16 protein-coding genes and 2 riboswitches are annotated in these 20798 nt (G+C 49.4%); of the genes, 5 read left to right on the top strand and 11 right to left on the bottom strand.

The window, feature by feature from the left end; genetic code table 11:
- Window positions 1-14: 14 nt before the first annotated feature.
- The 5 genes from AC1DWB_RS08380 to AC1DWB_RS08360 form a co-directional block, all read right to left on the bottom strand.
- Entirely contained in the window at window positions 15-1865 is a 1851-nt protein-coding gene (locus AC1DWB_RS08380) for a PAS domain S-box protein (protein WP_477540593.1), read from the bottom strand.
- A 163-nt stretch (window positions 1866-2028) separates the two neighbouring features.
- Complete coding sequence (locus AC1DWB_RS08375) at window positions 2029-2859, bottom strand: alpha/beta hydrolase (RefSeq protein WP_477540592.1); 831 nt, start codon at window positions 2857-2859, stop codon at window positions 2029-2031.
- A 207-nt stretch (window positions 2860-3066) separates the two neighbouring features.
- Window positions 3067-4059, bottom strand: a complete 993-nt coding sequence (locus AC1DWB_RS08370) for a Gfo/Idh/MocA family protein (protein ID WP_477540591.1) — start codon at window positions 4057-4059, stop codon at window positions 3067-3069.
- On the bottom strand, window positions 4056-5057 hold the full coding sequence (locus AC1DWB_RS08365; protein WP_477540590.1) for a Gfo/Idh/MocA family protein: 1002 nt from the start codon (window positions 5055-5057) through the stop codon (window positions 4056-4058). The genes AC1DWB_RS08370 and AC1DWB_RS08365 overlap by 4 nt, the downstream gene beginning before the upstream one ends.
- Window positions 5054-6370, bottom strand: a complete 1317-nt coding sequence (locus tag AC1DWB_RS08360; protein WP_477540589.1) for a neutral/alkaline non-lysosomal ceramidase N-terminal domain-containing protein — start codon at window positions 6368-6370, stop codon at window positions 5054-5056. Before AC1DWB_RS08360 ends, AC1DWB_RS08365 begins: the two co-directional genes overlap by 4 nt.
- A gap of 171 nt (window positions 6371-6541) precedes the next feature.
- Between AC1DWB_RS08360 and AC1DWB_RS08355 the strand changes: the two genes are divergently transcribed.
- The 3 genes from AC1DWB_RS08355 to AC1DWB_RS08345 all read left to right on the top strand — a co-directional run bounded on the left by AC1DWB_RS08355 (window position 6542) and on the right by AC1DWB_RS08345 (window position 10378).
- Window positions 6542-7222 carry a response regulator transcription factor gene (locus tag AC1DWB_RS08355; RefSeq protein WP_477540588.1) on the top strand — a complete coding sequence of 227 codons (681 nt, stop codon included), beginning with the start codon at window positions 6542-6544 and terminating at the stop codon, window positions 7220-7222.
- Complete coding sequence (locus AC1DWB_RS08350) at window positions 7219-8613, top strand: HAMP domain-containing sensor histidine kinase (RefSeq protein ID WP_477540587.1); 1395 nt, start codon at window positions 7219-7221, stop codon at window positions 8611-8613. Before AC1DWB_RS08355 ends, AC1DWB_RS08350 begins: the two co-directional genes overlap by 4 nt.
- A gap of 73 nt (window positions 8614-8686) precedes the next feature.
- Window positions 8687-10378: a S41 family peptidase gene (locus tag AC1DWB_RS08345; RefSeq protein WP_477540586.1), complete on the top strand. Its 1692-nt coding sequence runs from the start codon at window positions 8687-8689 to the stop codon at window positions 10376-10378.
- A gap of 93 nt (window positions 10379-10471) precedes the next feature.
- Here AC1DWB_RS08345 and AC1DWB_RS08340 read toward each other — a convergent pair whose 3' ends face one another.
- Window positions 10472-11356, bottom strand: coding sequence for a pirin family protein (locus AC1DWB_RS08340; protein WP_477540585.1), 885 nt, complete (start codon window positions 11354-11356; stop codon window positions 10472-10474).
- Window positions 11357-11532: 176 nt separating this feature from the next.
- Here AC1DWB_RS08340 and AC1DWB_RS08335 point away from each other — a divergent pair, with 176 nt between their 5' ends.
- Window positions 11533-12420, top strand: a complete 888-nt coding sequence (locus AC1DWB_RS08335) for a helix-turn-helix domain-containing protein (protein ID WP_477540584.1) — start codon at window positions 11533-11535, stop codon at window positions 12418-12420.
- A gap of 1 nt (window position 12421) precedes the next feature.
- Here AC1DWB_RS08335 and nrdF read toward each other — a convergent pair whose 3' ends face one another.
- From nrdF to AC1DWB_RS08310, 5 genes are all read right to left on the bottom strand, one after another.
- On the bottom strand, window positions 12422-13375 hold the full coding sequence (gene nrdF, locus AC1DWB_RS08330) for a class 1b ribonucleoside-diphosphate reductase subunit beta (protein WP_477540583.1): 954 nt from the start codon (window positions 13373-13375) through the stop codon (window positions 12422-12424).
- A gap of 33 nt (window positions 13376-13408) precedes the next feature.
- Window positions 13409-15493 (bottom strand): class 1b ribonucleoside-diphosphate reductase subunit alpha, encoded by a 2085-nt coding sequence (gene nrdE / locus AC1DWB_RS08325; RefSeq protein WP_477540582.1) that lies wholly within the window; start codon window positions 15491-15493, stop codon window positions 13409-13411.
- Window positions 15480-15845: a class Ib ribonucleoside-diphosphate reductase assembly flavoprotein NrdI gene (gene nrdI, locus AC1DWB_RS08320; protein ID WP_477540581.1), complete on the bottom strand. Its 366-nt coding sequence runs from the start codon at window positions 15843-15845 to the stop codon at window positions 15480-15482. Before nrdI ends, nrdE begins: the two co-directional genes overlap by 14 nt.
- Window positions 15846-16025: 180 nt before the next feature.
- Window positions 16026-16236, bottom strand: a riboswitch (cobalamin riboswitch).
- A gap of 115 nt (window positions 16237-16351) precedes the next feature.
- Window positions 16352-17986 (bottom strand): type 2 periplasmic-binding domain-containing protein, encoded by a 1635-nt coding sequence (locus AC1DWB_RS08315; protein WP_477540580.1) that lies wholly within the window; start codon window positions 17984-17986, stop codon window positions 16352-16354.
- Between the two features lie 264 nt (window positions 17987-18250).
- Window positions 18251-19354 (bottom strand): SGNH/GDSL hydrolase family protein, encoded by a 1104-nt coding sequence (locus AC1DWB_RS08310; RefSeq protein ID WP_477540579.1) that lies wholly within the window; start codon window positions 19352-19354, stop codon window positions 18251-18253.
- Between the two features lie 215 nt (window positions 19355-19569).
- A riboswitch (TPP riboswitch) is annotated at window positions 19570-19683 on the top strand.
- A 79-nt stretch (window positions 19684-19762) separates the two neighbouring features.
- Between AC1DWB_RS08310 and AC1DWB_RS08305 the strand changes: the two genes are divergently transcribed.
- Complete coding sequence (locus tag AC1DWB_RS08305; protein ID WP_477540578.1) at window positions 19763-20788, top strand: ThiF family adenylyltransferase; 1026 nt, start codon at window positions 19763-19765, stop codon at window positions 20786-20788.
- Window positions 20789-20798 lie beyond the last annotated feature (10 nt).

The raw sequence follows: 20798 nt of genomic DNA, 5'->3' as shown, positions 1-20798 counted from the left end.
TCTTCCCGAAGTTTCTATTGATTCCCCACCAGAGGAATCCGAATGCTGAACGTAGTGCCCACGTCAGGCTCACTCGTTACATGTATGGAGCCCCGATGGTTCTCTATAATGCTGTAACTAACCATTAGACCTAGTCCAGTGCCCTTCTCCTTCGTCGTATAGAACGGCTGCCAGATGTGCGCCAGCTTCTCTGCTGGTATTCCACAGCCTTGATCTATTATGGACACAATCGCCTCGTTATGCCGCTTGGCTACATGGACGTTTAGCTCTCCGCCTTGTGGCATGGCCTCAATTGCATTCTTGATGAAATTAACGAACACTTGCTTCAATTGATTCTCATCACAACATATGTACAGACTTTCCTCGCCGAACGAACCTTCGATCTGAACATTGTTCAGAATGGCCTGCGGCTCCATAATCGAGATGACCATCTTCAGCAAGCTGTTCATCTCGTGCTGACGGAACGCTTGCTCATGAGGCTTGGCCAGTAGCAGCAGTTCGCTAGTAATCTCTTCGATGCGATTAAGCTCGGAATTCATAATGTCCACGTAACCCTGCTTGTCCTTCATCTGGGAAGACAATAGCTGCAGGAAGCCCTTGATCGAGGTCAACGGGTTGCGAATCTCATGAGCGATGCCTGCTGCAAGTTGACCAGCCATCAGCAGCTTCTCGGAGCGTAACATAAGCTCCTCCGTCTGCTTCCGTTCCGAAATGTCTCTGGAGACACAGAGCAGTCCTGTTCCCGCCCCCTCAGGATGATCTCGTACAAGGGTTGCCATTGTCTCCATCCAGACATAGTGTCCGTTCTTATGCAGAACTCGGTACGAATACAACGTCGAATCATGTTGATTCTCAAATTGTCTATTTAATTGCGCTTCGAGCAAGGACAATTCATTCGGATGAATGTATCGATCGTATCGCTTTCCCCTAAGTTCATGCTGTTCGTAGCCAAGCATTTTATTACAGGATGGAGATATGTACAGCATAACCCCATCAAGTGTACAGCGCATAATAAGATCAAACGAGTTTTCTTCAATAAGCTTGTACATCTCTTGACTAATCCGGAGGTTCTCGATTAGCCGCTTCTCCTGGGTAATATCTTTGGCTATCCCATAGACGCCCATCGTAATGCCATCTACCTGTATCGGCAAGAAATACATACGGAATTCAATCATGCTTCCGTTCTTATGCAGTACACGCGTGTAGAATTGTTGCGCTTCTCCGTTTGTGGCTTGCAGGAAATGATCGAACGTTTGCACGTAGTCCTCCGGGTGGATCTGGTTCGTGAGCATCGTTAGGAACAGCTCTCTGGCAGAGTAGCCGGTAATGAGTTCACAAGACTCATTGAGCGTAAGGAAACAGCCCCGCATGTCCAAGGAGAAGACCGCATCGGGATGATTGTCGAATAACGACTTGTAATGCTGCTTATTCAAGTGTAGTGCCTGCTCCAGCTTGAAATGCTGATCTAAATCCCGCCCATGCTTGGTTGCAATCGTTTCAATAGGTAGTTTCTCCTTGAATTGAACCAGATAACCGGACGATGTCCCAGAAGGAAGAATGACCTCATTCAAGTGCAGCTGTATGTCGGAGCAGCCGTTCTTATGGAACAACTTCACTTCACAGCACGATGTTTCTTCTACAATACAATCCATGAGGGATATGACGCGATCACCCCTCGTCATAATCACAGTTCCGATCAATTCAGTCATGATCCATTGTTGTTCCGTGTATCCAGAGAGCTCACACAAGGCTTTATTAACCATCAACCAGTTTCCATAACGATCCATCCAAGCTGCAGCCACAGCAGACATCTGGACGAATGACTTGAACAGCTCCCGTTCAGCCATCAATGAAACAAGCTCCAAGTTTCTCGCCCCCTGTGTCATTGCAAGAGTCATCCTTAGCAAAGTTACTACAATTTTCTAACACATCAATCCAATTTTGCAAGGTTTTTTTTCAAAAATTCCAATTTTATCCGTAATCAAAAAGAAAAAACCAAGCCGCGATCCTCCCGCAGCTTAGCTTAGCTTATATTTCCCAGTTTTGCCATTCACGTTTTTGTCTTTCCCGATCTTCCAGCCAATTCAGCGTTTTTCCATAAAGCTCTGTTTTGCTTTCTCCAGACGAATACGTGTGATCCCCCTTGAAGATCCACTCCAAATCGCATTGACCGTCGGTTCTCATCCAGAACACTTTCTGATAGATGGAACCATAATCAGGAGGAACGGTATCATCGGAGGTGCCGTGCAGTACCAGTACATCACCAGAAAAATAACGAACACGTGCCAAGGGTTGATGCGTCGCCAACGATTCGAAAAAGCTCGGCTTGAAGCTGTAACCCAAATAATCGGCTGACCCTTCCTGAATCGATTTATCGTAGGTCGGTTGTCCAACGATGCGAATAATATCATTGAAGGGATGGGCAACCGCTGACCATAGAGCCAGTGATTTGATTCGCTTATCGACCGATGCTGTCAGCAGTGCTACCGCACCACCCAGGCTATGACCGATTAAGGTCAATCGATCGGGATCGACGTAATCGACGTCCAGCAAGTAGTCCAGAACGACACGAGTCTGATTGATCAAGGAATCAAGTCCGCCGGCCCCATAATTTCCCGTACTCTCCCCGCAACCAGCGTAATCGAATCGGACAACGACGTAACCCGCACGGCTGAACAGCCGGGCCGCATTCACGAACAAGCGGTCTACTCCGATCCGATTGCCTACGAAGCCATGGCAGAATACGATCGTGGGGCATCGGTCAAGCGGGATACCACTATAGCCACCCTCCCGATTCGGATAATGAATCGCGGCCCTCAATTCCTCAGTATCATAAGGTATCGTAATCGTATGTTCCATCTTGCCATTCCTCCGATGCCATTTATCATATAATTCCTATTAGTTTACTATGTTTTAATGGTTATTTGCATAATATCACCGGGCCATGAATCTGTCAATCCCGATTTACCGCCGCAATTGATGAGCAGAAACAGCAAAACCTTCCCTTGCCGCTACAAAGGAAGGCTTGCCGTATTCAATGAACTTTATTCTTGTCTGTCCATGTTCTTACAGGCGCACCTTCACAGGCTTGCCCTGTCTGGCCGATTCATAAGCCGCGATGGCTACTGCCGTCGACTTCAGGCCATCTTCTCCTGTAATCGAAACAGGCACATTCTCGCGAAGTGCACGTATAAAGTCCCGAACGAGCGGGCCATCCATCCCATCTCCCCAGAAGCTGCGCACCGTCTTCCCACTCTCGCTGAAGAATGTCTCGTTCGCTTGTGCGAAACCGTCTACGCTGATGACGCCCTTCGTGCCGATGATTTCCATCGTCACGTCAGTACCCCTCACGTAGCCCAATGGTCGTGACCAGCTCGGGTCCAGGATACCAAGTGCCCCGTTGCGGAATTTCACATGAATCATCCCGGCATCGTCGATGCCCAGATTGTCATGGAACAACTCACCTACTTCGGCATACACTTCCTCCGGCTCCGTGTCCAGTATCCAGTTCATCAGGTCCATGACGTGAACCGTATGGTCCAGAACTGCGCCTCCTCCGGACAGCGCCGGATCAATGAACCATCGCCCGGGCATCCTCCCTCTATTCGTGCCCTTGATCGCCATGACGTCACCGATAGCCCCGTCGTCAATAGCAGCCTTGGCGTCAATGACGGCGGCCAAATAACGGCACGGGAAAGCAGTCATGAGCTGTACATTATACTCTTGGCAAACCGCGATCATCTGCTGCATCTRCTCAATTGATACACCGAGCGGCTTCTCACACAGCACATGCTTGCCAGCTCTTGCTGCATCTGATGTGAAGCGGCCGTGCTCCACATTCTCCGAACAGATGACGACGGCGTCCATCTCCTCAGCCAGYAGCTTATGATGATCGTCATAATAGGGGAGTCCCCACTCCTCTATGTGCTGCGCGACCCGGTCATACTCCGGGTCGTATAGTCCCACAACCTGAACTCCGTCAAGCTTCATCAGTTCGCGCAGGTAGCTATTGCCGTGGGAATGGGCAAAGCTGATCATTCCGATTCGTATAGTAGTCATCGTGACACCTCCTGAGCCTGGTGTTGGAATCGGACAGGCAATCCCGTTTGCAAGGATTCGATCGCCGCACAAGCCAGTCTGACCGCCATCACGCCATCAGCTGCTGTTACGATCGGTTCACTCCCGCTTCGCAAGCATGAGATGAAATGCTGCAGCTGCGTCGTGAATGGATCTACGAGCGAGGATCGATTCGGAAAGCCGACACCTCTCAAGTGGAATGGCTCCGGATCGGATCGTTGCACGACCATGGACCGAGTTTGCGTACTGTCGAATCGCAACACGCCCTTAGTGCCGGCCAGCTCCGTCTGAGTCAGGAACGAGCCCGGATACCCCCAGTAAGCCTCTACGTTGGCGATAGCGCCACTTACGAAGCGCAGGGTGGCAGAAGCATAGTCAACGCCGTCGTTCGTCCGGTTGGATGCGAATACACTCTTCACCTCGCCAAGTGTCCAGCGTAAGAAATCCAGGTCATGAATCATCAGATCCAGAATAATGCCCCCGCTTCTTACCTTGTCCACATACCAGGAGTTAGCCGGTGGCGACTTACTCGCCCGCTTCGCATGGGCAACTCCGATCTTCCCGACCGCATCTGCAGCAACCTGTTGGCGCAACTGCGCATACTCAGGAAAGAACCTAAGCACGTGAGCTGCATATAGCTTGACACCGCCGCGTTCACACGCTTCTTGCATCTCCATAGCATCCTCAGGTGAAAGAGCTAGCGGCTTCTCACAGATGACGTGCTTCCCATGTGCGGCCGCCAGGATAACGACCTCCTTATGTAGATGGGTGGGCAGCGTTACGCAGACTATATCCACATCCGATGAAGCTAGCAGCTCCTCATAAGACGTATAGGCAGCTGCTCCGAACTGTGCTGCGCACTCCAACAGTATGTCCTCGGAACGATTACTGATCGCAGACAATGTGACTCCCGCCATCTTGGACAATCGTTCCATATACATCTTCCCCATCGTCCCACAGCCGATTACAGCAATATTCATCGTTCGTCCTCCGCTTCTCCTGGTTGACTCAGGGTCAACCTCTTTAACATTTCGAGTACCGGTCGTTCAATGTCAGGTTCCAGCATGGCTGGCAAATGAAAGTAATAACTCGACTCATCTGTTTCATACCCGTTGCACTTGAGCTGATAAGCCATCGGTACATATCCGATCATACCATTCGAATAGCCCATCGGCAGAACATCGTCAGATAAGGCTTTCACGTAAAGCCCATATTCGACGACGACTTCGGCATTCATGGCTAGGAGTGATAAGCCCTCTGCAATATCCAGGCGGGTGAATTCCATCATAAGGGCAGTTTCGCGCTCATCGAAGCGGTTCAGCATTTCCATGGCCCACTCGTCATAGGGCGGTTTCCCTGCTGCGGCAAGTGTATTCAGCTCTTCTCGCGATGCAAGCGACCTAACTTGCAGCGGCACTTCTACTCTTACACCCGCCAGTTGTGTTCCCAGGAGCTCAGCCATCGGCCGTTTCAGCACTTTCAACACAGAATCGGCCAGCCGCTCCCCGAAATAAGCGACTTTGTCGCGAGGGTCCGTTATCGCAGGATCAGCGGATTCGGTATATATATTAATATCCGCGCAACATCCCTGCAGGAACATACAGACCGTACCGTCCAGGTCGCGTTCTAGCCTTTCCATCGCATGTCCAGTGAACTCGGACGATACTTCATTCGCACTCGTCGTAACCGGATGGCAGGCGTAGTGTACCATCAGCGCCTTCACTTTCCTATCGACACCGCTGAACCGGATCACATTCACATCATGATCAACCGGACCATCCGGATTCGGTCCACCGATAGTCGAGCCGTTGACGTATTTCCGGCGCTGGATTCCATTATCACAAGAACCCAAACCCCGCTCCACCGTGACCGGCTCCATATTCAGCATCGCTTCCTGTACAGCCTCATATAACTGCCGCTCCAATTGTTCCACATAAGCTTGATCGGCCGATCCGAGTAACCGATGGAAGCGGAAGCTCGTCTGCGGCCCTGAATGACTATGCGTAGCATTCAGAATGACGCATTCCGGCTTCATTCCCCAACGGGAAGTAAGCGTTGCACGAATCGTGTCCATCCGATCCGTCCCCCACCACAACAAGTCTGCGGAGACGATCAATGCCCGCTCACCGTCATTATGCCCTTGTCCGTCACCTTGCTGCAGTACAACCACTCTTGCATTTAGACGAGTATGTACATTCTCGAAAGGCCTGTTACCCCGTACGGCAAACCCTGATAACGGAATGGACCGTTCGGGAGTAATATCGATTTTTGCACAACCAAGCCGTAATGACATAGAAGCCCTACCTCCCATTATATTGCTATTTACCATAGTAAGGGACYACAACATTTTTTGCATGCCAAATCGATCTCGAAAAGAGACAAAATTGACGGAATTATTGATATCATAGTAATGTCTGTTCATACCCTCATTCAGGCTATAGCTTCCCATTGGAGGATTGTTTATATGGTCAAAATTCTTATTGTGGACGACGATCCGCACATTCGCACCCTGATGCGCCTCTACTTGAAAAATGAAGGGTTCGATCTGACCGAGGCGGACAACGGCATCGATGCACATGCCATCGTCAAAGGTACGGGAATCGATCTGGTCATCCTCGACATTATGATGCCGCATATGGACGGATGGGAGTTGTGCCAAGAGATTCGGAAAAACGATCCCGACATTCCGCTCCTGATGGTAACGGCCAAGGGCGAATCAGGTCAAAAGATAAAAGGCTTCCAGCTCGGGACCGACGATTATATGACGAAGCCGTTCGATCCTGTTGAGCTTGTGATGAGGGTCAAAGCGTTACTGAAGCGATACCGTATTGCCTCGTCCCAGGTCATCCCGTTGGGTGAAATCGTGCTGAACCGGAAGACGTATAAGGTCATTCGGGGAGACGAGGAATTGGCTTTGCCTCTGAAAGAATTCGAACTGCTGTTCATGCTTGCCGGCCACCCGGGGCAGATTTTTACGAGAGAGCAGTTGATCACACAGATTTGGGGCATGGATTACGAAGGCGACGACCGGACCGTCGACGTTCATATCAAGCGGCTACGGGAACGCTTTGCCGGGGACGTCCGCCATTTCCGCATTGAAACGGCACGAAGCGTCGGCTATCGTCTGGCGGTGAATCCGGGATGAAAACGTTATACGTTCGCGTCGTGCTGACTTTTCTGGCCGTTATCGTCATCAGCTTGATCTCATCCCTCTTCCTCGCCCTTGCACTATTCCAGAATGATCTAAACGATACGGGGAAAAACGATATGATCGCGGTCGGTGATCGTATGATTCGCGTGTACGAACAAACGAATCCTCCGGATTTGGATGATTTCATGGATCATATGGCCGAATTGGTTTCCTATACCTTGCAGCTTTACGACGGCAATGGCGGGGTGAACTCCTATGTACCGACCAAGGGCAAGAAGGCCGAAGAGATTAACCCGGAATCCGTTCGCAAGGTGCTGCGCGGAGAACTGTACCGTTCACAAGGAAAAGATAAAGGAACGTTCGTCGGCCTTCCGTTTTCATCCGAAGGAAAACGTTATGCCTTATTTGTGCAGAGCTCTTCCAAGAACGAAATCACGATCATCCGTTTGTTGTTCACCATTCTGCTCCTCATGCTCGCGATCGGAAGCTTGTGCATTCTCGTTGCCGGTAGATACCTGGTGAAGCCTCTTCAAGCGATGACGGATGCGACTAAGCGGCTGGCCAAAGGCGACTTCGATGTTCAGTTGAAAATCAATCGCAGAGACGAGCTGGGAACTCTCTCGCGGAGCATTAACGACATGGCTCGGGAAATCAAGCAAATGGAGCGTATGCGACAGGATTTCGTATCGAACGTGTCTCATGAAATCCAATCGCCGTTAACTTCCATCTCCGGATTCGCGAAGGCGTTGAAGGATGGCAATCTGGTTATTCCGGAGGACGATCGCGTCCAATACTTGGATATTATTGTTACCGAGAGCAACAGGTTGTCCAGACTCAGCGATAATCTGCTGAAGTTAACTTCCCTCGAATCGGATCATCATCCGTTCGAGACGGAATCGTTTAACCTCGATGAGCAAATTCGGCGAGTCATCGTTGCGTGCGAGCCCCAGTGGTCGGCCAAAAGCCTTCGCGTCGATATAGAGTCCCCTTCGGGTGCCGGCGTCAGAATAACGGCCGACCGGGATCAACTCAATCAAGTTTGGATGAATTTGCTCGGGAATGCAATCAAGTTCACGCCCCACGCCGGACAAGTCCTAATCGCGATCAGCCGACCCCATCCTCATGAGATTGCCGTTGCGATAAGCGATTCCGGGATCGGCATTGCGCCGGAGGATTTAAGCCCTATTTTCGAGCGCTTTTACAAGGCGGACAAGTCGCGGGCCGAAGACCGGAGCGGCAATGGTCTCGGTCTTGCCATCTCCCAAAAAATCGTTGCTCTCCATCACGGAAGCATAGAGGTCAATAGTACGGTCGGTCTGGGCACAACGTTCACCGTGACGCTCCCCGGTGTCCCTCCGTCCGATTCCGTCCTTATAAAAAAATGAGTTCACGCTCCGTTCATATTTCTCCCATAAGCTCATTGCGAAACACATTGAACCGATCGGAGGAATATAAACGATGAGCTTTATTCAGGATGTTATCGATTCATTGAAATGGTTGACTGTCTGGGAAATGATTTTATGTGCGTTAAACTTGTTCGTCTTGCTGCGGTATGCTTTGCCCCTTCTCAAAAATAACAGGTGGTTTGACTTTACACCGAGCATCGGTGTAATCATTGCGGTTATAAGCCTTATCAATGGCGATGCCTCTATACTGGCTCTGCTGATTTACTCCTCTACAGCCATCCTTTTCTTAAGCACCATTGGAATAATTTTCAAACCAGCCATTAAGCCGATGTCCCCGAAATTCCGGACCGTCATGGTTATCGTTTGCGTCCTCGGTTCCCTGCCTACGCTATTGGCATTATCCATTGCGGGTGAAGTTCGATACAATCCGGTGAGCGATTTAAGCGATAAGAGCTATTCCAAAGCTTTCATCGCGATGAACGAAAGGTTGTCCGCCGAATATCCTTTCGGAGACTGGAAAAAAATCGATTGGGAAGCAAAGAGAAATCAATACGAGCCACTATTCCTCCAAGCGGAAATCAACCAAGACCCGGACCTCTACTATAAAACTTTGAGGGAATACCTCTTTTCTTTCCGTGACGGTCATATCAAAATCGCGAACGAACAGCTGTACGACGATAATAACGCGTTTAAGAATGAAGTCGGCGGCGGAGTTGGGATTAGCGCGGTTCGATTGGATAACGGCAAGGTGTTGGTTAGCTTGCTGTTAGCGGGCAGCCCGGCCGACAAAAGCGGAATCAAGCTCGGAGCCGAAATCATTTCGTGGGACGGGAAAGACGTTCAGGAAGCATTGGACCAAACGTCCTGGAGCGAGAACCCGTCGGCAACCGAAGGAGATCGGATTCAAAATCAAGGACGGTTCTTGGCAAGAGCTCCGGTCGGCAAAGAAATCCAAGTCGAATTTCGGAATCGGGACGATCAAGCGATTATGACTGCGATGCTAACAGCCTACGACGATCAGTACGAGACCTTGAAGAAAACGAAGTTAAAGCTGAAGAAAGAAGATCCTCCCGTGGAAGGTGAGATCCTTCGGAACGAATACGGGTACGTTAAGATCAAATATTTCCTTCCCGGAACAACGCAATCCGATCCCGCGCAAGCGCTGGAAGATATATTAATAGAGTTTCAAGAGAAACACGTAAAGGGAATCATCATTGATCTACGGGATAATCCGGGCGGAGACGATGACCTTGTTGCCCAAATGGCAGGACATTTCGTGAACGAGAAGAAGATCTTTGAATACGTCAGCTACTACAATCGGAATACGGGACGTTTCGAAATCAACCGTGCCGAAACCAGAACCGTTCATCCTTCGCGGATTTACTTTCCAGGGAAAATCGCTGTCCTTATTAATCCTAACACTGCTAGCTCGGGGGAAGGCTTACCTTTRTTCTTAAAAGGAATGCCCAATGTCAAGATTGTCGGCTTTACGTCTACGAACGGTTCTTTCGGTGTCGTTTCCGCTCCTATAGAAATGAAAATGCCGGGAGGATATGTCGTGCGGTTCCCGGATGGCAGATCCCTAAATCGAGACAAAACGATTCAAGGCGATAGCGATGAACGTGGACAAGGCGGAGCGACTCCCGACATTACAGTTCCCATGAACGAGCAAACATTAAGGATGAAGGTTATCGAAGGGCAGGATGTGGAATTGAATTATGCGTTAGCTTCTTTCAATGGCTGATCCTTTTTCGTTGTTCTTAGCTTGATGGTCATGTGCTACTACCCCAAGGCAAAAAAAGTCCTGACGCTGTATGGCAGCGTCAGGACTTTTACGTTAGAAATCCGAACTTCCCATTTTGCCTGATTGAAAATCTTGAAAGGCTTCCATGATCTCTTCACGGCTATTCATCACAAATGGCCCGTGTTGATAAACCGGTTCATTAATCGGCTCACCACTTAGTATGATGACGAGTGTATCATCAGTTTGCCCTTCGATAAGGATTTCACCAGGGGTGTTGCCGAACAACACGAAACTCCCTTCTTTCGCAACGGTGGTGTCGTTGATTCGTGCACTCCCTCTGAGCACCAAGGCTGCAGTATTGTAAGAAGCCGGAAGTTCAAAGTTCGCTTTGCCGTTGGCTTTGAATGCTATATCGAACAAATGGATCGGAGTAAACGTATCAGCCGGTCCACGAACGCCATTATAATCCCCAGCAATGACACGAACAGTTCCACCATTGTCAGGCAGTTCTGCTAGACCCATATCTTTTTTCAACAGTTCTTGATATTTGGGAGCATGCATCTTATTAGCTCGTGGAAGATTCACCCAAAGTTGAATGAAATGAAACGTCCCGCCTCGTTTAGAAAACTCCTTCTCATGATACTCCTTATGCAACAGCCCGGAGCCAGCGGTCATCCACTGAACGTCCCCAGGTCCGATAATTCCGTGATTACCATGGTTGTCATGGTGCTCGACAGTTCCCTCGTAGGCAATAGACACGGTTTCGAAGCCCCGATGAGGATGTGCACCTACCCCCTTAGTTTCATTACTTGGTGGGAAATCATACGGTGCATTATAATCCAACAAGATAAAGGGACTGAATCGTTGCTGCAAGTTATTACCTGACGGAAAGTAATTGGATACTCGAAACCCATCACCTACCATGTGAACGGGTGCGCCTTGGAAAGTCCCCTCAATGGTCCGATAAATGTTTGTCATTTGAAGCCCTCCTTTTTGATCCTATAAGATCATTTGTCTTCAAATAAATAATCTTGATTTAAAGATAATACATAAATTGAATTAAGTCAACTACCGGATAACCTCTTCTTACAATCTATTCAACCCATCTGGGCTTATATGGTACAATTGGCGTATGATAATCAGGAGGTTGCCCGATGACCATATTCCCGATCTATGAAGAAGCTTTGCAAATGCGTAATATAACGGAAGGCATGTTCCCGTTCTACATTGGCATTCATTCCATAGGCAGCTACCCGGTTCACCATCATGAGTTCGCGGAATTCGGGCTCGTGTTGAAGGGGAAGGGCTCAACTGTAATCAACGGTGTGAAGTACGATTTCCAGCCCGGTACCATGTTCATGCTGCTTCCTCATCAAATTCATAATTTCTCTAACGACACGGATTGCTCGATAGAGCTCGTTTGCTGCATGTTCGACATCGGCATCTTAACTGACGCCCTGCTTGAACTCGAGGTTAGCAGTCTGCTTCTACGTATCGGTGACGACATTCAATCGCACCAATTGTTGGATTCCACACTCTTCCAGTCCGTAAGTGCAATGTTTCTGGATATGCGCAAGGAATTCGAAGGTTGTGAGCTGGGAAGGAACAGCTACCTTCGTGCCAAGCTAGTGGAAGTGTTGATGCTGTTCATCCGCTCACACAACGGGATCACCCAACCTCAATCGCTGCGTCCCCATGAGAAAAAGAAAGACACCTGGAAGCTGGTCCAGTATGTCAATACGCATTACATGCAGGAAAACGTTACGTTGGAGTTGTTAGCCAGCATGTTCCAAGTAAGTGTTCCCTATATTAGTCGCTCGTTCAAGGAGCTTGTCGGCCAAAGTTTCCTGAGCTACCTGCATGCCCTCCGTATTCGAAGAGCATCAAGTCTGCTCGCTTCAACCGAGATGACCGTGTCTGACATAGCGGCTGAGGTAGGCTTCGAATCATTCCGTACGTTCTCACGCGTGTTCAAGGAACTGAAAGGCGTGACGCCTTCCGAGTTCCGTCAAACCGCTGCTGGCACACTACCAACCCTTTGATTCAGGCAAATGTGAAATCTTCATCACGCAACGGCTCGACATGAAGCGTCCTGACGTAGCCGTTGCCTTTCTTGGAGAAGAAGTCATGCTGCTTCGTCCGCGTGCTGATGCCGTTGAACACGATCGGATTGACCGGCTCGTCCGGGAAGTATGACTCTAGTCCCAAGTTCATAAGAGCTTTATTCGCGTTATACCTGACGTACACAATAACTTCGTCCTGCAGACCAATGGGTGCATACAGCTCATTCGTATATTCGACTTCATTGTGATACAGCTCCGTGAACAGAGACATCAGTTCTTCTTTCGCCGCCTCGCGCGTATCCGCGTCCAACTGCTGGAACACTTCCTGCGCCAATGTTCCCACATACAGCCCGTGGATGCTCTCATCCCTCAGGATAAGGTCGATAATTTCCCCGCTACTTGTCATCTTTCCTTGCCCTGCCAAGTATAGCGGATAGAAGAAGCCRCTGTAGAACAAGAAGCTCTCCAGCAGGACGGAAGCGGCCATGGCCATGTACAATGACTTGGGCCCGCTAATGTCCGCATAGACGGAAGTAATGCGACTCGCCTTCAACTGCAAGCGTGGATTGCTCTCCACCCATCGGAATATTTCGTCGATCTCCTCAGCCGCCGCAAGCGTCGTGAAGATGCTGCTGTACGACTTCGCATGAATTTGCTCCATCATGCCCATGAAGGACAGCACAGCCTTGCGCTGCAGCCCCTCTACGTGCTCGACGATTCTTGGCATGCCTACCCCGCCTTGCACGGTATCCAGCAACGTTAGCCCGCCTAGCACTTTCTTGTATACGTCCTGCTCCACCTTGCTCAAGTCCATCCATGCCATCTGATCGTCGGACAACGGAATTTCCTCATCCGTCCAGAATTGCATCACATTTTGTTGCCAGAACGCTAATGTATAATCGTCGTCTGGTCGGTTCCAGTTGACTGCTTTCATGATATTCCGYCTCTTTCTTGTCGCATAGTCTGACTAGACCGCACAGCTCGTGCATTCTTCCACAGATAAATGCTTGGTCCTCGTATAATAAAGTGACTTCAGGCCTTTGTGGGCAGCGTAGATGTACATTCTCGCCAGATCACGGGTCGACACGCTGCTGTTCACGTGAAGAATCGTGGAGATGCCCTGGTCGATATGCTCGCCGATTTCTGCGATCAAGTCGATGATCTTGAACTGATCCATGTTGTAGGCTGATTTATAGTAAAACACATTACCAGGCGACAAATAAGGCATCGGATAATAAGTAGTAGAGTTCGCATATGTGCGAGTTTCAATCAACTCCACAACCGGCATCACACTGGAAGTCGCATTCTGAATGTAGGATATGCTTTGTGTAGGTGCAATCGCCAGTCTGTAAGCGTGATAGAGGCCGTTCTCCTGAACACGCTCCTTCAGCCCTGACCAATCGCTTGGTGTAGGAATCGTCATCCCGTCGAATAGTGCAGCAATCTTGGCCGTTCTCGGACTGTAATCTTGCTCCAAATACTTGTTGAAGTACACGCCTGAGGCATATTCGGACCGTTCAAAACCCTCGAAAGTCGTCTGACRCTGCTTGGCAATTTCCATACTTTTCTCAAGTGAATAATAGTTCATCATCATGAAGAAAGTGCGGGCAAAATCTTTCGCTTCCTCACTCTCGTATGCAATGCTGTTCTTGGCCAAGTAACCGTTCAAATTCATAGCGCCTAACCCTACGGAGTGAAGCTCAGCATTAGCCTTGCGCACACCAGGTGCGTTCTCGATGCGAGAGACGTTGCTCACAGTCGTGAGAGCTTCCATCCCAACATGGACCGACTCGCGGATCGCCTTGCGCTCCATGACATTGACGATGTTCAAGGAAGCCAGATTGCAGCTGATGTCGCGGCGAATCTGGTCCGGCATGTCATAATCGTTGATCGTGGAAGTTTCCTGCAGCTGGAATATTTCTGTACACAGGTTGGACATCTTCACCGAACCTAGATCCTTGAGCGCATGAGCGCGGTTCGCATTCGACTTGTTCATCATGTATGGATAACCGGACTCCAGCTGGATCGAGGCGATCTTGGTCAGCATCTCACGGGCGCTCATCACCGTCTTTTTCGTCACCAGTGGATTTTCCAGCAGCTCCTCGTACATTTCATCGATGTCCAGATCGTCGAGGTGCTTGCCATACGCCTTGAAGACAGAGTAGGAGCCGAATACCGTCAGAGGCTTGTTCTCTTCCGCCAGCCGGTACAGCTTGTCCGGAACGATCAACCCGATCGATAATGTCTTGATCCGCGATTTCTCATCTGCGTTAATCTTCTTGCAGTCTAGGAACTCCATAACGTCCCAGCCGAAGATGTTGTAATAAGCCGCTCCAGAGCCCTTGCGTTGGCCCATCTGATCCGCATAGGAGAACGAATCCTCCAGCAGCTTCAGGATCGGCATAATGCCTTTCGCTGCGCCCTCCACGCCCTTGATCGGCTCTCCACGCCCCCGCAGCTTGGACAAGTTGACGGCGACTCCGCCGCCGATCTTGGACAGCTGCATGCAAGTCCCGATCACATAGTTGATCGAGTTGAGTGAGTCGTCGGCTTCCAGCAGGAAGCAGGATACCATCTCGCCGCGACGGCTCTTCCCGGCGTTCAAGAACGTCGGGGTGGCCGGCTGTAGACGCTGCTCCACCATCGCCAGAGCGATCCGCTCGGCAAGCTCTGCATCGCCGTGCCCCAGGAACAGCGCCACGATGGCAACCCGATCCTCGTAACGCTCAAGATACAACCCCTTGTCGTTCGTCTTGAGGGCATAGTCCTTATAAAACTTCGAAACCGCCATGTAGGATTGGAATCGGAATCCCGCTTCCTCCGTCAAGCGGTATACGTTCTCCACTTGCTCGTATGTATAGTGATCGAATACGTTCGTATAATAATTTTCCTTGATCAAGTAGTCCAGCTTCTCACGCAGCGATCCGAATGGAACGCTCTTCGCTTGTACCTCCACCATGAAGGCAGCCGCCGCCTCGCGGTCCTTCTCCAGATCGTAAAAGCCGTCTTCCGTTCTTTGCATCAGCTGGTTGTTCAATTCAATATGCTGCAACTCGTCTCATCCCCTCTTGAAATTGTTCTACGTCAATAGCCGTTCCAGAAAGTTCGAACTTATGTACGATCGGTACCCCATACAACTCCGAAATCTTATCCGCGCTCTTCGCGAATGAGGCTCCCCAATTCCGGTTCCCACTTGCCGAGACACCTCTTAACAAGGTGCGGTTGCGGGATAGAAAGGACATCACCTGCTCCGGAGCGTGCCCGAAGCCAGTTGTATAAGTAATCATTACGTACGGCTCGTCCATCGCCGCACTCTCGCAATCTTGTAATTTTATCGCTCTGAAGCCTAGTTTCTTCACGAATCTTTCTACATTCCCTGTTCTTGAATCGTAGACGACCAGCACGCTAATTCCACCCTTTCCACTCCAAGCTGCCCATATGAAAAGGCGCATCTGACTTGTGATAGAAAGTCAGACACGCCTTGTAATTCACGCTATGATACACCTACCTGCCTCTCAACAGGAAAGCGTTGCTTAACACGAACTTGCAAGCTTGTCCGACACTTCCCTATCTCCCGTAGGTTCAATGTGCCATTATGAAGGGCAGGTCTCCTGGCTCCAGATTCATCACTCTATCCGCCTTCCCAGTCTCACGACAAGTGGCTGTTGGATCGAGCTTCTCTGTTACAGTGGCGGGACCGCATCGGATTGCTCGTACTCGCTCGTACGTACCGAATTTCCCTATTAAGCCTACACTAGATTTACCTAGCTAGGCACCCATTCATATCAATATGTAGTTGTCGATCTCAACAATATATCAATATATTGAAATTGTCAATGGAAGGGCATGGAAAAGCGATAGAAAAAGAGGCCTGCAGATCAATAATCCGCAAGCCCCTTTCTTACTCGACTCAGTCTGTTTTGAATGTAACTTTTTTACCAAGAGCGGTCGTAACTTGTTCACCGTATGCATCGAAGATAGCTTTTGCCTTATACGTATCCAACAGTTCTGCTAAATACTTCGGCCAGTTGCTGGAGTCTTTCTCCTCAAACAGCACTTTCACTTGTTTAGCGCGCATTTGAGTACGGTAAGAACCAATATCCAAACCTACAGGTGGTGATACGTTTGTACCAAGTACATAAAATTTGTTCTTCTTCATCACTTCAAGGATGGCACGATCATGATCGGTCTCACGAGGATCTACAATCGTGATACCAAGCGCACGGGATGGATCTTTAACGTTGTAGCTGAATACACTGCCCCATATCTCTGTGAAGTTACCATTATCCCCGATATCTTTCTTAATTGCATCTTGAATCAGCGTGACTTTGTTGCCTTCCTTCTTATAATGAACGCCTTCTTTACCTACGTTCGCCAGAAGGTAGCCATCTGGGGTTGCAAGCCAATCTAAAATTTCGATGGTACGTTCGATCTTCTTAGGATCTGTCTTGGCATTGAATAAGAACGGAACGCCTGGAAGCGGTTCGTACGCGACTGGCAAATCACCAGCAACGTGGAATGCTGCAAACTCGGCTTTCTGGTTCCCGGTCACTTCACGGGTCTTCTTCTGTGTACTGTTATTCGTGTTGTCAAATGCAATGTCACGTACACCAGAGTAGAAAATCCCTACTTTACCTTGTTGAACTTTGGTAGCTGCATCGCCTGCTTTGTTGAGAAACCAGTCCGGATCGACAACTTTCAGATCAAGCGTTTTACGAATATCATCAATTACTTTGGCCGTACGCAAGTTCGTTCCGCTATCGATGAAATTATTGTCTTTGTCGATGAAGAATCCTGGTACCAAGCCATTCTTATACCATTCCGGGAAATCACCAGTGATTGACGTACCTGAACCGGCTGTTGTAAAACCATACGTGTCATTCTTACCGTTGCCATCTGGATCGTTGAACGTAAACGCCTTCATAACCGCGATCATTTCATCATAATTGGTAGGCACTTTCAGCTTCAAGTTAGGATCCTTTGCATTCAATGCATCAATCCAGTCTTTCCGCACATAATAGGACGCATAGGAGGTTTTCTCGAACGGTACTGGAGCGCGCATGAACTTGCCGCCCACTTGGTAACGCTTCATTTCTACATCGCTTACCCATTTGAAATAATTCGGCATTTTAGCCGGTGTTACGTAATTGGTCAGATCCGCCAGTACGCCGTCTGTCACATACTTGGTCGTTGCAGTACCTTCCGCTTGGAACATATCCGGTGCGCTGCCTGACGCAATCATCGTATTCAGCTTATTGGTGAAATCCGGTCCAATGGACATGAAATCCAGCTTGATCTCGACATTGAACTTCTCTTCAATTGCTTTCTTAATGAAATCTTTATCACCGCTAGGAAGACTGGAAGTATTGGTAGGAACGCCTACCATCCAGGTAAGGCTGAGCTTTTCCTTAGTAGGTGCAGCAGATTTAGTAGGCTCATTAGACTTGGCTGGCGTAGGTGTGGCAGTATTGGTCTTGCTGCTGCAAGCGCTTAATACAAGTGCAGACGCCATAGTCAATAAGATAGCTTGATTCATTCTCTTCAATGCGACGACCTCCCTAGGATACTTGCTTTAAAATTCGATTTCAGCAAACGCTTTCATTACATCCAAAAATACAGTGTGGTTTACTTCACCTCCCGATGGAATTAACTACGGTCAGCTTACTCAGTGTTTCAATGGCTTTCAATCGCAATTCGTTTATCTGTATATTACCTGTATAAAATTACACCTAGATATATCCTGTTACTATCCTGTATGTATCTATTATATAGCATAAAAGTTCGTCTAAGCAACCACCTTTTTTTCATGTTAGGTTCTCTGCCACGAGCCTAGCACTGCCCGAACCTTCGAAAAGCCGCTGTAATCACACTTTTGGTGCGTAGACTTTATGTGGATTTGTATCAAATTACCTGTTCCATCCGAGTTAATCGGTACGAATTGAACGGCTCGGTTCATAGATTCCATAGATTCACGCTCAATATTTTCCAAACGAACATAGTTCGATGCTAGTTCTACTTCGATGTTGCGAGGCCTACTATATGAATCAAGCGGAGCATCCGTATCTATCACGCTTTCGAGTTGAATGCCCTGAAGGTAGATTGGAATACTGGTCCATTGTGCGGCAAAGTGGTGTGCGAGTGACTGGAATCCGCTTCTGGATGGATGAACGTCATCGACGAATAAACCAGGGTTAACACCGATTCCACGCTCGTGATCCTTAGACCATTCATAGAAGTCTACTACAGTAGCACCATATGCTGGTAGATGCTCACTCATCCATGTGTTCAACCTGCGAATCTGATCACGCCAAGCTGGAGTAGCGGCATTATGTTCACCCATATTGGAAAATATGCTGAGAATGCCATGCTCCTTCGCACTCTTCGCCATATGAATCCAATAACGTTGGATGAAGGCGTCATCGCGATTCTGGAACACATCGTTAATTCCCGCAACGATAAATAAGGCGTAGGGCTTGCCTTCCAGTGTTTTCGCACCACGGCTGTCTCCCAGCTCGATGGTTTCCCCTAACACATCACGACGCCATCTCGCCCAGATCTCATCGGTCCGCTGACCGCCAATCCCGTGATTGTACCAATGCAGCCCCGTAATCGTTCCCAGTTCATAAGACAACTGACCCGGTACATTGTTATGCTCGGGACTGAACCCAGGTGCACCATCTACTTGCATTCTGCTTCTAGTTTGGGGAGAACCCGCACTAATGCTGTCTCCGATCACGACCCCGAATGGGAGACGGAACTGGAAGGCAGAATGCGTCTCCCCATCAGCCCCAATGGGCTCCAGCCAACAAGCAGCACGATTATGGACCGTACTGATGAGGCCGTTAGGTTGGTTGATCGACCCATAGGGTTGCGTTTCCTTTTGCTCTGCGAATAAGGTTACTAGTTTGCGCATACGACTGCCCCCTAATCTGAACTGAAAAAAGATGCTCTATGGCTATTATTTTACTTCATTATTTGATCATAAACCATGCCATTTTCCTTCTCTTGTAAGCCAACAATTAACTGCTCCTTCCTCTATTCACCGAACATTGACAAACTCGGACCGGCGTTGTAAGGTGGAAGTAATTGAAACGACCATCGCTTGGCGGAGCATTGAAGAGCCGTCAGCATTGTCACTGGGGGAGCCTGAATAATCGCGGGCTGAGATGAAGACACGTATGCTTCGAACCCTTTGAACCTGATCTGGTTGATGCCAGCGTAGGGAAGTGGAGCAAGGCGCAACCGCGCCTGCATGATAATTGACATGTATCCGCCCCTACTGAGGGCGGATTTTTTTATTACCTTTCCTGGAGGAATACTCATGAGCTCGAACGCTTCATTCGAACGTTATTCCCGGCAAATGCTGTTCGCCCCCATCGGGGTGGACGGTCAGAACAAGCTCGCTGCCGCCTCCGTCCTTATCGTAGGAATGGGAGCGCTAGGAACCGTGCTTGCCAACCATATGGCGCGTGCTGGTGTCGGCCACGTACGGTTCGTGGATCGTGATTATGTGGAAGCGAGTAACTTGCAGCGGCAAATGCTGTATGACGAGGAAGATGTGCGGCAATCACTGCCCAAGGCTATAGCAGCGGAACGTAAGCTCGCTCTGATCAACTCCTCCGTTCGTCTAGAACCGATCGTATCCGACGTGACAGCAGCGAATGCAGAGCAGCTTGTTGCGGGAATGGACCTCGTGTTGGACGGCACCGACAATTTCCACACCCGCTTCATTATGAATGATGTCTGCTTCAAGCATCGAATCCCGTTCGTATACGGCGGTGCTGTCGGATCTAGGGGCATGAGTGCCATCTTCGTCCCAGGGACTACGCCCTGCTTACGATGCTTAATCCAACCGGGCGAAGGCACAGCTGAGACTTGTGATCGGATCGGTGTGCTCTCTCCTGTCGTCGATATCGCGGCCTCTTATCAGTCGGTTGAAGCTCTTAAGTTGCTTGTCGGCGCTGAAAGTGCACGGAGGAACAGCTTGCTTACATTCGACGTATGGAACAACTACCATTATGAAATGAAATTCGGCACCCCGCTTCCGGATTGCCCGACTTGCGGCACGCATCAATACCCTGCCCTCCAGCTGAATGAAGCGGAGGAGGTCGCATCGTTATGCGGACGTGAGACGGTACAGTTCCGATTGGCTTCCTCGTTCGATCTGGACGAATGGGAGCGTAAGCTGTCCGGTACTGCAGTCGTGGAACGTAATCCTTTCTTGTTAAAAGCATTTCTGAGCGAAGGCGAGCGGATCGTATTGTTCCGAGATGGCCGAGCGCTCGTGCAAGGAACGGATGATCCGGTCCGAGCCAAAACGTTGTACGCCCGCTATATCGGTATGTGAGAGGAGCAGA

Source organism: Paenibacillus sp. P4_E11, assembly GCF_056401635.1.
This window is presented reverse-complemented; position numbering and strand designations above follow the sequence as displayed.